Source organism: Sinorhizobium prairiense (assembly GCF_029201645.2).
In the GTDB taxonomy this organism is placed as follows: domain Bacteria; phylum Pseudomonadota; class Alphaproteobacteria; order Rhizobiales; family Rhizobiaceae; genus Sinorhizobium; species Sinorhizobium meliloti_A.
This window is the reverse complement of sequence record NZ_CP104131.1, coordinates 1491441-1503881: the sequence shown is the minus strand read 5'-3', so window position 1 is coordinate 1503881 and position 12441 is coordinate 1491441. Positions and strand designations below refer to the sequence as shown.

10 protein-coding genes are annotated in these 12441 nt (G+C 62.3%); 5 read left to right on the top strand and 5 right to left on the bottom strand.

The genetic code is table 11. The features are described 5' to 3' along the window. Positions 1-166: 166 nt before the first annotated feature. The gene (trxB, locus tag N0Q91_RS09895; protein ID WP_100674002.1) at positions 167-1141 is read right to left on the bottom strand and encodes a thioredoxin-disulfide reductase; all 975 of its coding nucleotides are present in this window, start codon (positions 1139-1141) and stop codon (positions 167-169) included. 433 nt (positions 1142-1574) lie between these two features. Here trxB and N0Q91_RS09890 point away from each other — a divergent pair, with 433 nt between their 5' ends. From N0Q91_RS09890 to N0Q91_RS09875, 4 genes are all read left to right on the top strand, one after another. Beyond that, positions 1575-2045, top strand: a complete 471-nt coding sequence (locus N0Q91_RS09890) for an Lrp/AsnC family transcriptional regulator (RefSeq protein ID WP_003529557.1) — start codon at positions 1575-1577, stop codon at positions 2043-2045. 97 nt (positions 2046-2142) lie between these two features. Continuing rightward, positions 2143-2979, top strand: coding sequence for a glycosyltransferase family 2 protein (locus N0Q91_RS09885; protein ID WP_275598117.1), 837 nt, complete (start codon positions 2143-2145; stop codon positions 2977-2979). 18 nt (positions 2980-2997) lie between these two features. After that, the gene (locus N0Q91_RS09880; RefSeq protein WP_275597977.1) at positions 2998-4029 is read left to right on the top strand and encodes a glycosyltransferase; all 1032 of its coding nucleotides are present in this window, start codon (positions 2998-3000) and stop codon (positions 4027-4029) included. Next, complete coding sequence (locus N0Q91_RS09875; RefSeq protein WP_275597976.1) at positions 4026-5048, top strand: glycosyltransferase; 1023 nt, start codon at positions 4026-4028, stop codon at positions 5046-5048. Before N0Q91_RS09880 ends, N0Q91_RS09875 begins: the two co-directional genes overlap by 4 nt. A 5-nt stretch (positions 5049-5053) precedes the next feature. Here N0Q91_RS09875 and N0Q91_RS09870 read toward each other — a convergent pair whose 3' ends face one another. Beyond that, positions 5054-6109, bottom strand: coding sequence for a glycosyltransferase family 4 protein (locus N0Q91_RS09870; RefSeq protein ID WP_275597975.1), 1056 nt, complete (start codon positions 6107-6109; stop codon positions 5054-5056). An 80-nt stretch (positions 6110-6189) separates the two neighbouring features. Then, positions 6190-6666 carry a transcription elongation factor GreA gene (gene greA, locus N0Q91_RS09865; protein WP_003529568.1) on the bottom strand — a complete coding sequence of 159 codons (477 nt, stop codon included), beginning with the start codon at positions 6664-6666 and terminating at the stop codon, positions 6190-6192. Between the two features lie 319 nt (positions 6667-6985). On the opposite strand from greA, the gene N0Q91_RS09860 reads away from it, so the two are divergent. Next, the gene (locus tag N0Q91_RS09860; RefSeq protein WP_275598116.1) at positions 6986-8428 is read left to right on the top strand and encodes an MFS transporter; all 1443 of its coding nucleotides are present in this window, start codon (positions 6986-6988) and stop codon (positions 8426-8428) included. Between the two features lie 3 nt (positions 8429-8431). On the opposite strand, the gene N0Q91_RS09855 is transcribed toward N0Q91_RS09860, so the two are convergent. Both N0Q91_RS09855 and carB read right to left on the bottom strand, forming a co-directional pair. Continuing rightward, complete coding sequence (locus tag N0Q91_RS09855; protein WP_275597974.1) at positions 8432-8776, bottom strand: DUF6894 family protein; 345 nt, start codon at positions 8774-8776, stop codon at positions 8432-8434. A gap of 83 nt (positions 8777-8859) precedes the next feature. Beyond that, on the bottom strand, positions 8860-12351 hold the full coding sequence (gene carB / locus N0Q91_RS09850; protein ID WP_100673996.1) for a carbamoyl-phosphate synthase large subunit: 3492 nt from the start codon (positions 12349-12351) through the stop codon (positions 8860-8862). Positions 12352-12441 lie beyond the last annotated feature (90 nt).

The following is a 12441-nucleotide window of genomic DNA, read 5'->3' as shown; positions in this document are numbered from 1 at the left end:
TTCCCTAGATCACGATAATCTTAGTCGGATCGACCTAAGATCATGAACGTGATCGATTCTAATAAGTTGAGACGCGGGATACGGCGGAAAACCGCACGCACTTTTCCTCATCCCGCGCTCGCAGAGCCGCGCCCCCGATCCCGGCGCGTGCCCTGTTTAGCAGCTTCTATTCGGCTGCAATTGCGACGGGCATATGACCCGCCAGGTATTTCTCCGCTTCGAGCGCAGCCATGCAACCCATGCCGGCGGCGGTAACCGCCTGCCGATAGATGTCGTCGGTCACGTCGCCGGCGGCGAAGACGCCCGGGACGTCGGTCGCGGTGGAATCCGGCGCAGTCCAAAGATACCCGTTCGGCTTCTGGCGAAGTTTGCCCTTGAAGAGCTCGACCGCAGGCGCATGACCGATCGCGACGAAAACACCGTCGATGGCCATGTCGGATGTTTCCCCGGTCTTGGTGTTGCGAAGCTTCACGCCGTTGACCGAGGCTGGCATCGGCGGCTTTGCAGGGGTCCCGAGATATTCCAGAACCTCGTGGTCCCAAATCACCTTGACGTTCGGCTTTGCGAAAAGGCGCTCCTGCAGGATCTTTTCCGCGCGAAAAGCATCCCGGCGGTGAACGACGGTGACGGTCTTCGCCAGATTGGAGAGATAAAGTGCTTCCTCCACCGCGGAGTTGCCACCGCCGACGACGATGACATCCTTGTTGCGATAAAAGAACCCGTCGCAGGTGGCACAGGCGGAAACGCCGAATCCCATGAAGGTCGGCTCGGTTTCGATGCCGAGCCATTTCGCCTTGGCGCCGGTGGCGATGATCAAAGCGTCCGCCGTCCAATCCGTGCCGCTATCCGTCTTGAGGCGGAAGGGGCGGACGGACAGGTCGACGTCGGTTACGAGATCGTTGACGATTTCCGTGCCGACGTGGATCGCCTGATTCAGCATCTGCTCCATCATCCAGGGCCCCTGGACCGGATCGGCATAGCCCGGATAGTTCTCCACATCCGTGGTGATCATCAGCTGGCCGCCCTGTTCCATACCGGCGATGAGGACCGGCGAAAGCATGGCTCGCGCCGTATAGATGGCCGCGGTATAACCGGCAGGGCCGGACCCGATAATCAACACTTTCGTGTGGCGCGCAGTCATGCTTTTGTCCTTCGTCCGCCGGAGAGAGCAGGGAGCGTCCTCCGGTGCAATCCGCCAATGCAAATATTGCCTTACTTTAGGTATTCACAGCGCGCACTTTCAAGGGCGCGTCCTCTGATACACACAAGTGGTTGCGTGGTCAGCGTCGATTTGACACCAGATCGGGCATATTTGCATCGGTTTTGACCCGCAGCACCGCCATAACACGCTCCAGCGCCCGGGCGCACAAGGTTTTTGTGCATGCACCTGCAAGCGCTCTCGTATCGGCATTCGGTTACGTGCTACCCAAGCACGGAGACAGCCCGGGGGCAGCCGCCGCCAGGCGCCCTTTGGTGCGGACGGATAGGCGCTGCGGTTACGGCCTGTGGTGCAGTTGATCGGCGGATAAAACGGGGCCTTCCCCGCAAGGCCGGCAGGATTGGGGATTTGGGCAATGGTCGTACGCGTCGAGCTCGATGCCATTGATATGAAAATACTGCGCGAACTGCAGGACGACGGCCGAATCACGAATGTGGAACTGGCCGAGAGGGTGGGGATCTCGGCTCCTCCGTGCCTGCGCCGCGTGCGCAAGCTCGAGGAAGCCGGTGTCATCAGAGGCTATCGTGCGCTTCTGAACGCGTCCGCGCTGGGATACGACCTCGTCGCCTTCTGCATGGTCGGCCTCAAGCACCAGTCCGATGCCAATCTGAAGGCGTTTGCCGCCCGCACCGCCTCGTGGCCGCTTGTTCGCGAGGCCTGGATGGTCTCCGGGGAATCGGACTTTCTGCTGCAGTGCGTGGCCGAAAACCTTGCGAGCTTTCAGGATTTCGTTATTGAAGAACTGACCGCCACCGAGAATGTCGACACGGTGCGGACGATGCTGACGATCCGTCAAGTGAAGGACGCATGTCAGGTAGAAATCTGATGTGCAGGGCGGCCCGGCCGCCGAGCATCGCAACCAAACGCCCCGCGGACCGAATGAATTGAGCAATTACCAGGACGAGAGCGAGGGAACCCTGCCGATTCCGGCGACGCGGGACGGCCATACGACCCCCAAGCTTCCGCTTTCAGCCTTCATCATCTGCTTGAATGAGGAGGCCTATCTCGGCAAGTGCATCGAGAGCCTCGAGCGGTGCGCGGAAATCGTGATCGTCGATTCCGGATCGACGGACGGCACCGCCGCTTTGGTTCAATCCTATATCGACGCGGGATGGCCCATCCGTTTCATGTACGAGTCGTGGCGCGGCTATGCCGGGCAGAAGCAGTTCGCGCTCGAGCAATGCAGCCAGCCCTGGTGCTTCAACATCGATGCGGACGAAAGATTGGACAAGGCGCTGCGGGAATTGCTGCCTGAGCTGCTCGCAGCCTCGGCCGAAACCGTCGGCTGGCGCGTGGCGCGTCGTCCCTATCTGATCGGCTATGGCTACACCCCCGAAAACGTCCGCGAGCGGCGGAACTTGCGGCTGATCCGGCGCGGCAAGGGACGTTACGACCTTAGCCAGAAAGTCCATGAAGGCATCGTTCCCGAGGGAAACGTCGACAATGCCCGGACCGGCAGTCTCCTTCATTTCCGCCCGCTGGTCATGGACGAGCAGATCCTGAAGGAAAACAAATATTCGACGCTGAAAGCGGACCAGCAGGTCGAATCCGGAAAACGGCCGCGCTTTTACAAGCTCATCTTCACCCCGCCGATCTATTTTCTCAGGCTCTATTTCCGCAACGGTCTCTGGCGCTGCGGCCTGTCGGGCTTCATCGAGGCCATGACCGGGGCGGTCTATGCCTTCCTGACGGCGGCGAAGATCTACCAGCGGCACGCTCTGAAGGCGCGCCCGAATGTGGATGATGCGCTTTCGCATTGATCGATCAGGGGGTTCGGCATGAAGGTCATGCATATTCACTTCGGCACGGAGGGCGGTGCGGAGCGGTTCTTCGTCAATCTCGTCAATGCGCTGCATGAGAGGGGCGTCGAACAACGCGCACTGATCCGCCCGGGCCGCAGCTGGCGTAAGGACCTGGAGAACAGTGCTACGATCTATGAAGGGGTTTTTCGGCGCATTTCGCTTTCTCGCTTCCTCCTGAAATGGCGGATGAACCGGGTCCTTCGCGAGTTCGAGCCGGACGTCATAATGGCATGGCAGTTGCGGGCGAGCCGCTTCATGCCGGCTCACGCCAAGGCATTTCGCATTTCCCGGCTGGGGGATTATCCCGAACATCTCGGCTACTATACCAATGTCGAGACACTCGTCTGCATCACACCGGATATGGCCGCCAAGGTTCGCGAACTTGGCTGGAAGCGCGACATCGAGGTGATCGCGAACTTCACCCGCGCAAAGCCTGCACCGCCCGTAGCGCGGGCCGACCTGCAGACACCGGCGGATGCCTTCGTCGTGGTCGGCATGGGCCGCTTCGTCAAACGCAAGGGTTTCGCAGGGCTCATCCGCGCCGTGAAGGAGGTGGACAACACCTATCTCTGGCTGGTCGGGGATGGTCCGGAACGAGAGCAGCTCGAGCAGCTGACCGACGAACTCGGGCTTCGCGATCGCGTGCGCTTCACCGGATGGCAGACCAACGCCTATGGTTTTCTCTCCGCCGGCGACGCCTTCGTCATCAACTCGTCGCACGAGCCTCTCGGCAATGTCTGCTTCGAAGGCTGGGGCGCCGGAAAGCCCACGATAGCCTCTCGCGCTGAGGGGCCATCCTGGGTGATGACGCATGAGAGCGATGCCCTCATGGTCGATTGCGGCGATGACGTGGGTCTTGCGGAGGCCGTTCGGCGGCTACGCGACGATCCGGCACTTCGCGAGAGGCTGAGCGCCGGCGGCCGCGAAACCTTGCGCACGCGCTTCTCCGAAAAAGCGATCACCGACGCTTATCTCGACCTTTTCGACAGAGGTGTCGCAAAGCGATGAAAGTCACTCACTTTCATTTCGGCAAGGACGGCGGCGCCGAGCGTTTCTTCGTACACCTGGTCAATGCGCTTGCGGAACGCGGCGTCGAGCAGTCGGCGATCATCCGCCCCGGACGCGGCTGGCGGCGAGACATCGAAGGCGCCGCGACGATCCGGGAAAGCCATTTTCGCAACCTCTCGCTCGATCGGATCCTGCTGCCGTTGAAGGTGAAGCACATGGCGCGGCGCGAGAAGCCCGATGTCCTGATGGCTTGGGCGCCCCGGGCAAGCGAGTTGATGCCGAACTACAAAGGCGCACTCAAGATCTCGCGCCTCGGCGATTATCCGACCCGGTTGAGCTATTTCAGAAACACCGACTGCATCGTGTGCAACACGCCGGGAATTGCCGAGCGCGTTCGAGGTCTCGGCTGGAAACGGGAGATAAGGGTCATCTCCAATTTCACCGGAACCGGGCGCGTCGAGGCGATAGATCGGGCAATGCTCGATACGCCAGCCGATGCGCCCGTGGTGATGTCCATGGGCCGATTCGTCGAGCGGAAAGGGTTTCATACGCTGATCGAAGCGGTCGCCAGACTGCCGGGGATCTATCTCTGGCTGCTTGGCGATGGAGAGGAGCGTGACAATCTGCACAAGCTCGCGACGGACCTCGGCGTTTCCAGCCGCGTTCGCTTTGCCGGCTGGCAGGAAGACACGAGGCCCTTCCTGGCTGCGGCCGATGTCTTCGTAATGTCGTCCAGCCACGAGCCGCTCGGCAACGTCATTCTCGAGTCATGGGTCCAGGGAACGCCAGTCGTATCGACCCGTTCCGAGGGGCCGCAATGGTTCATGCGCGACGGCGAAAACGGCCTGATGGTCGATATCGGCGATGCCGAAGGTTTCGCCCGCGCCATCGAGCAGATCGTGGCCGACAATTCCCTGAGCACGCGCTTGGCCGAGCGCGGACACGAGACGCTTGTCGGTCAGTTCTCAAGGGAAGCGATCACTGACGCCTATCTGCAGCTGTTTGCCTCGAAGTCGTAGCCAGATCAGCGCATCAGGCTTTCGTAAACCGCTCCGATCGCGCGGGCTTCCTGCTCGATGGCGAAGTTTTCGGCGGTCCGTGCCAGGCCGTTGGCGCCGGCGGCGGCAAGCCGCGGCAGGTCGTCCATGAAGGCGGCTGCCGCATCGACCATCGCCTTGAGATCGTCGGCCGCGATGATGAGGCCCGTCTCCTCGGAACCGCTGGTTACCAGTTCCGAAAACGCGCCGACATCGGTTGCCACGACGGGGACCCCGGTCGCCATTGCTTCGAGCGGCGTCAGGCCGAAGCCTTCCCAGCGTTGCGGGGCGATGAAGAGATCGAGGGCGCGGTACCAGTCGGGAATATTCGTGTGTTCGCCTACGAACAGGATCCGGTCGGCGAGACCGGCCTTGGCGACGCGTTCCTTCAGTTCCGACTCGAAAGCGAGGTGAGGGCCGGTGGCCCGCCCGGCAACGATAGCGCCCCAGCCCGGCCGGCAGGGCAGGAGGGCGATCATGCTGTCGACGAAGAGGTCGGTCCCCTTCTGATGTCGTACGCGCCCGAAGCATCCTACGAATTTCTTCGCGGGATCGAGGCCGAGCGCCTTCTTCGCCTCCGTCTTGTCGAAAGGTGGCTGAAAGCGCTTGGTGTCGATCCCGTGCAGGATGACGGTGTTCGGTACATCGAGATAGGCGGCCGTCCTGCCGCTGGTGGCGATAACCGCGTCCATCCGGCGGATGAGGAACTTGCTCCAGCCGGTATGCCGGCGTTGCGAAGCGGAGGTAAAGACGATCCGGATCTTCATGTGCAGAAGGTCGCGCAGAAGGATGGCCGGGAGCATTTCGACGTTTCGACGCGCGTGCCAAACGCGGCAGGGCCGGCCTTCGGGCCTCTTCCAGAGATGAATGAGATCGCGAAAGCGGACCGAAGGAAGGCTTTTGGGAAGGCCCGGTCCGAGAACCGCGATCTTCTGTCCAAGGGCACGCTGCACAGGCACCAGCTGAATGATTGTCGAGGTAACGCCGGACAGGCGCTGCTTGAAATTGGGCGCGATCACTTCGACGTCGCGGATATCGACCACCTGTGCGCTCTCCTTGCGCCTGCGACAATCAATTCAAGGGAGGAGGGGCGGCGCGGGGCCGGCGCGCCCCTAAAGGCAGGTCAGCCCCATTGAACGGCGAGAATCTCATATGCCTTGGACCCGCCCGGTGCATTGACTTCGATCGAGTCGCCGACCTCCTTGCCGATCAGCGCGCGGGCGATCGGAGAGGAGATGGAAATGCGTCCCTGTTTGACGTCGGCCTCCTGATCGCCGACGATCTGATAGGTCTTTTCTTCTTCCGTATCCTCGTCGACGAGCTTCACCCTGGCGCCGAACTTGATCTTCGATCCGGACATTTTCGAAAGATCGATGACTTCGGCGCGCGCGATCAGGTCTTCGAGTTCGGAAATTCTTCCCTCGTTATGGCTCTGGGCTTCCTTTGCCGCATGATATTCGGCGTTTTCCGACAAGTCGCCATGGGCGCGGGCCTCGGCGATCGCTTCGATGATGCGCGGCCGTTCTTCCTGCTGGCGCCAGCGCAGCTCCTCCTGCAGATTGACGAATCCACCCTGTGTCATGGGCACCTTGTCGACCATTTCATCATCCTTCATCGAACACGCGGCGCCGCCTTTCGGCGGCGCCAGCGCAAAAGAAAACGGCCTCCGGAGCGCAAGCACCGGAACCGTCCGAACAAACCGAACCGATCTTATAACAGAATCCGAAGTCCGAAAGCCAGATTTTTCGCGATCCTCGCGCGGCACGCCATATCGATCCGCGGCTTCCGGCGGGTTGGGATAAAGGTGAGATTCTGCAGTAAAGCCTCTTTACCTCAACCGCGATTGAGGTCGTATCAGTGCCGGCTCCATACCAACCACACGGGGCCGAATCATGAGTTTAGTCGAAGAGGAATCACAAGTGGCCGGTCCGGCGCCGCAGACGGAGATCGACGTGGAGGAGGGGAGCTGGAGCGAGCTCCTTCGGCCGCGCCATCTCGCCGCAACCGTGACGCTGTGCCTTGGCGTCGCGCTTTTTGCCTTCAACGAGTTCTTCGTCTCGACGGCACTGCCGACGGCCGTCGCGGAATTTGGCGGAGCCGCCCTGTTGTCCTGGGCCTTCACGCTTTATCTCGTTTTCGCCATCGTCGGCGGCGCCTTGGCGGCAAGCCTGAAGGTCCGGTTCGGTGCGCGCAACACGCTGATCGTTGCCGCGCTCGTCTTCGCGACGGGCACGGCCATCGCGACGATGGCGAGCAGCATGCCGCAGGTTCTGGCCGGGAGGGTGCTCCAGGGCCTTGGGGAGGGTATCATTGCCGCGCTGTGCTACGCGCTGATACCGGAGCTCTTTCCGCAGCGGCTGGTGCCCAAGATATTCGGCGCAGAAGCGATCGTATGGGCTGCCGCCGCCTTCGGGGGGCCGCTGATATCCGGCCTGCTCACGGAATATTGGTCCTGGCGCGCCGCCTTCTTCGTCAACATACCGGCAGCCGCAATCTTCATAGCGCTCGTCGTCGCAATCCTTCGTCAGCCAAAGCAAGGTCCAAGGACGGCCGGACCCGTTCCCTTGCTGCGCCTCGTGGCGTTCGGCTTCGGCATAATGCTGATCTCGCTCTCGAATACGGCTGCCGACGGCTACAGGATGTCGGCGCTGCTGGCGGCTGCACTCGCGGTCGTCGTCGCGACCGTTCGCTTCGACCGCCGATCGCCGCAGTCCATCCTCCCCTTCGGCGCGTTTTCGTTCGATCGCCCGCTCGGAACAGGGCTCTGGGTCGTGTTGCTGATGCCTCTGGCACAGGCCTCGGGCTCCGTCTATCTCGTCTACGCGCTGCAACATCTCTGGGGTTTCGGCCCGACCGCCGCCGGCTTCTCGAATGCCCTGATGGCCATATCCTGGAGCCTGACGGCAATCATCGTCGCGAGCCTTCGCTCTCACGAGACGCGCATACGGCTGGTCTGGACCGGTCCGTTGTTCCTCTGCCTCGGCCTCGGCGGATTGACGCTCGCCGTCGGCTCCGGCGAATACGGCCTCGTCTTCGTCAGCCAGAGCGCCGTCGGAGCCGGTTTCGGCCTTTGCTGGGGAACGCTGAGCCAACTGCTGATGAACGTCTCGACCATCGAGGAACGCGACAAGACCTCGGCCCTGCTGCCGACGCTGCAATCCGCCGGCTATGCGATCGGCGCGGCCGTTTTCGGAGCGGTCGCCAATGCCGGAGGATTCGACGAAGGTGTCAGCGCTCGGGTGATTTCGACGGCAATGCTGGGCGTTTTCGCGCTCGGCTGCGTTCTCGCCGCCGCGTCGCTCTTCTTCGGGATCAGGACCCTGCGGCTGGCGCGATGCGAGGGCAGGGCCGCGATCCGGTAGCGTTCACCGAGCCGCGGCCGGCGCAAGGCCGGCTTGGAACGGATGCGGGAACAGAACGGGGCGGCGGCCGAGCAGGGCTTCCTGTTCGGCGGCGCGGCCCCGCGAAGGCGTGACCGTTGCAAGGAGCGCGCCTGCCTGCGAGCGTATCGTGACCTTCAGGGAACCATAATCCGCGTCGCGGCCGATCCTGTCGGCAATGCGCTGGGCGTAATAGAGCGCTGATCCCTCATCGAAGTGAAGGATGCCCTCGTCATCGGTGACACAATCGTCATCCCAATGAAGATCGAAGAAATATAGCTGCATGTCGTTGCCCCAACCATGCGCGTCACGGGTGATCCGTTTCCGCATGTCGGGGCATGGAACCATGCGGCAATGGAACGCAGCCTGAATCGGACATTCAGGCTGCGTTCAGAAGCGTAAATCCGCAATGGTCAGGCTTCGAAGTAGCTCTGCAGCGGACGCACTTCGAGGTTGCCTGCCTTCAGTGCCTTGATGGCGAGTGCCGCGGCCTCGGCGCCGGCCATCGTCGTGTAATAGGGCACCTTCTGCATCAGCGTCGCACGGCGAAGCGATTTCGAGTCGGAGATCGCCTTGTTGCCGTCGGTCGTGTTGATCACGAGCTGGACCTGCCGGTTGCGGATGGCGTCCTCGACATGGGGCCGTCCTTCCAGGACCTTGTTGATCTTGGTTGCCACGATGCCCTGCTCGCCGAGGAAGCGCGCCGTGCCGCCGGTCGCCATGACCTTGAAGCCGATATCGGCGAGAATGCGAATCGCGGGCAGCACCCGTTCCTTGTCCTCGTCGCGAACCGAAACGAAAACCGTTCCGTCGCGCGGCAGGTCGACGCCGGCACCGAGCTGCGACTTGGCAAAGGCCAGCGCATAGTCGGTGTCCAGGCCGATGACCTCGCCGGTCGAACGCATTTCCGGGCCAAGCAGCGTATCGACGCCCGGGAAGCGGGCGAAGGGGAACACGGCCTCCTTGACGGCGATATGTTTCAGGTTGCGCGGATCCGGCTTCTTGCCATAGGCGGCGATCGCCTCGTCGAGCATTTCGCCGGCCATGACGCGGGCGGCGATCTTGGCGATCGGCGCGCCGATCGTCTTGGCGACGAAGGGGACGGTGCGTGAAGCGCGCGGGTTCACTTCGAGCACATAGATGGTGCCGTCCTTGATGGCGAACTGCACGTTCATCAGACCGCCGACATTCAGCGCCCTGGCGAGCGCCCCCGTCTGACGCTCCAGCTCGTCGACCATCTCCGTGCCGAGCGAATGCACCGGCAGCGAGCAGGCGGAGTCGCCCGAGTGGATGCCGGCTTCCTCGATATGCTCCATGATACCCGAAACGAAGACATCCTTGCCGTCGCAAAGGCAATCGACGTCCACTTCGATCGCATTCGTCAGGTAGCTGTCGAAGAGGAGCGGGTTCTTGCCGAGCAAGGTGTTGATCTGGCCGGTCTTGTCGTTCGGATAGCGCTGCTTGATGTCTTCAGGAACCAGCCCCGGAACGGTATCGAGCAGATAGCTCTGCAGCATGCTTTCCGAATGGATGATCTGCATGGCGCGACCGCCGAGAACATAGGACGGGCGCACAACCAGCGGGAAGCCGATTTCGCCGGCGACGAGGCGGGCCTGCTCGACGGAGTAGGCAATGCCGTTATTCGGCTGGTTGAGGTCGAGCTTCATCAGGAGCTTCTGGAAGCGATCACGGTCCTCGGCGAGGTCGATCGCGTCCGGCGCGGTGCCGAGGATCGGGATGCCGTTCTTTTCCAGCGCTTCGGCAAGCTTCAGCGGAGTCTGGCCGCCGAACTGGACGATGACGCCATGCAAAGTGCCGTTTTCCTGTTCGGCACGCATGATCTCGATCACGTCCTCTGCCGTCAGGGGCTCGAAATAGAGCCGGTCGGAGGTGTCGTAATCTGTCGAAACCGTCTCCGGGTTGCAGTTGATCATGATCGCTTCGTAGCCGGCGTCCTTCAGTGCGAAGGCGGCATGGCAGCAGCAGTAGTCGAATTCGATGCCCTGGCCGATCCGGTTCGGTCCGCCGCCGAGGATGACGACCTTTTTCCGATCGGAAACCTGCGCCTCCGACCGGGCGGCACCGACGAAAGGCGTCTCGTAGGTCGAATACATGTAGGCGGTCGGCGATGCGAACTCGGCCGCGCAGGTGTCGATGCGCTTGTAGACGGGGCGCACGTTCAGTGCGTTGCGAAGCTCTGCCACCTCTTTCGGACGCTTGCCGGTAAGCGTCGCAAGCCGGGCGTCGGAGAAGCCCATCGCCTTCAGCATGCGCAGGTTCTCGGCGTCGGTGGGCAGGCCGTGCTCGCGGATGCGCGCCTCCATGTCTACGATCGCCTTGAATTGGGCAATGAACCAGGGGTCGATCTTGCAGGCTTCATGCACTTCGGCTTCGCTCATGCCGAGCCGCAGCGCCTGGGCAACCATGCGCAGGCGGTCCGGCGTCGGCGTGCCGAGCGCAGCGCGGATGGCATTGCGGCCGTCGCCGTTGTCGTCGAAATCGGGAACCTCGATCTCGTCAAGTCCGGTCAGCCCGGTCTCAAGTCCGCGCAGCGCCTTCTGCAGCGATTCGGCGAAGGTCCGGCCGATCGCCATGACTTCGCCCACCGATTTCATTGCGGTCGTGAGCGTCGGCTCGGCTCCCGGGAATTTCTCGAAGGCGAAGCGGGGGATCTTGGTGACGACGTAGTCGATCGACGGTTCGAAGGATGCGGGCGTCGCGCCGCCGGTGATGTCGTTCTCGAGCTCGTCGAGCGTATAGCCGACGGCGAGCTTGGCGGCGATCTTGGCGATCGGAAAGCCGGTGGCCTTCGATGCGAGTGCGGAGGAGCGCGAGACCCGCGGGTTCATCTCGATGACGACGAGGCGGCCATTCTCAGGGTTGACGGCGAACTGGACGTTCGAGCCGCCCGTTTCGACGCCGATCTCGCGCAGCACCGCGATCGAGGCGTTGCGCATGATCTGATATTCCTTGTCGGTCAAGGTCAGCGCCGGCGCAACGGTGATCGAATCGCCCGTGTGGACGCCCATCGGATCGATGTTCTCGATCGAGCAGATGATGATGCAGTTGTCCGCCTTGTCGCGGACGACCTCCATTTCATATTCCTTCCAGCCGAGGACCGATTCCTCGATCAGGACTTCCGTCGTCGGCGACGCGTCCAGACCGCTGCCCACGATCTCGAAGAACTCCGAACGGTTATAGGCGATGCCGCCGCCGGTGCCGCCGAGCGTGAAGGACGGCCGGATGATCGCGGGGAGGCCGACATCGTCGAGCGCTTGTGCGGCGATCGCCATGGCATGGTTCACATAGCGCTGCTTGCGATCGCCTTCGCCCAGGTTCCACTGGTTTTCGAGTTCGTCCAGCGCCTTGTCGAGTTCGTCACCGGAAAGCTTCGCCTTGAGGGCCGAGCGCTCCGCCTCGTGTGACTTGCGGTCGTGGTCCTTGATGTCCGTGGCGTTCGCCAATCGCGACTTGGGCGTCTCCAGGCCGATATGCGCCATGGCCTCGCGGAACAGGGCACGGTCTTCCGCCTTGTCGATCGCCTCGGGCTTCGCACCGATCATCTCGACATTGTAGCGGTCGAGCACGCCCATGCGGCGCAGCGACAGGGCCGTGTTGAGCGCCGTCTGTCCGCCCATGGTCGGCAGCAGCGCGTCCGGGCGTTCCTTGGCGATGATCTTGGCGACGACCTCGGGCGTAATCGGCTCGACATAGGTCGCGTCCGCCAGTCCCGGATCGGTCATGATCGTCGCCGGGTTGGAGTTGACCAGAATGACGCGGTAGCCTTCCTCCTTCAACGCCTTGCACGCCTGGGTGCCGGAGTAGTCGAATTCGCATGCCTGACCGATGACGATCGGCCCCGCGCCGATGATGAGGATCGATTTGATGTCTTGGCGCTTCGGCATGGGCAATCATCCGTTTCTAGCTGCGCGAAAAACCGGCCAGGTTGGGAGGTCACCGGCCGGGTCGCGCATTGATGGTCTTTTCAGGCTAGA

Excerpts from the sequence above, each read along its gene's own strand:
- greA (WP_003529568.1), bottom strand. The coding sequence starts at position 6,666 with ATGGTCGACAAGGTGCCCATGACACAGGGTGGATTCGTCAATCTGCAG.
- N0Q91_RS09880 (WP_275597977.1), top strand. The coding sequence starts at position 2,998 with ATGAAGGTCATGCATATTCACTTCGGCACGGAGGGCGGTGCGGAGCGG.
- N0Q91_RS09855 (WP_275597974.1), bottom strand. The coding sequence starts at position 8,776 with ATGCGGAAACGGATCACCCGTGACGCGCATGGTTGGGGCAACGACATG.
- carB (WP_100673996.1), bottom strand. The coding sequence starts at position 12,351 with ATGCCGAAGCGCCAAGACATCAAATCGATCCTCATCATCGGCGCGGGG.
- trxB (WP_100674002.1), bottom strand. The coding sequence starts at position 1,141 with ATGACTGCGCGCCACACGAAAGTGTTGATTATCGGGTCCGGCCCTGCC.
- N0Q91_RS09890 (WP_003529557.1), top strand. The coding sequence starts at position 1,575 with ATGGTCGTACGCGTCGAGCTCGATGCCATTGATATGAAAATACTGCGC.
- N0Q91_RS09875 (WP_275597976.1), top strand. The coding sequence starts at position 4,026 with ATGAAAGTCACTCACTTTCATTTCGGCAAGGACGGCGGCGCCGAGCGT.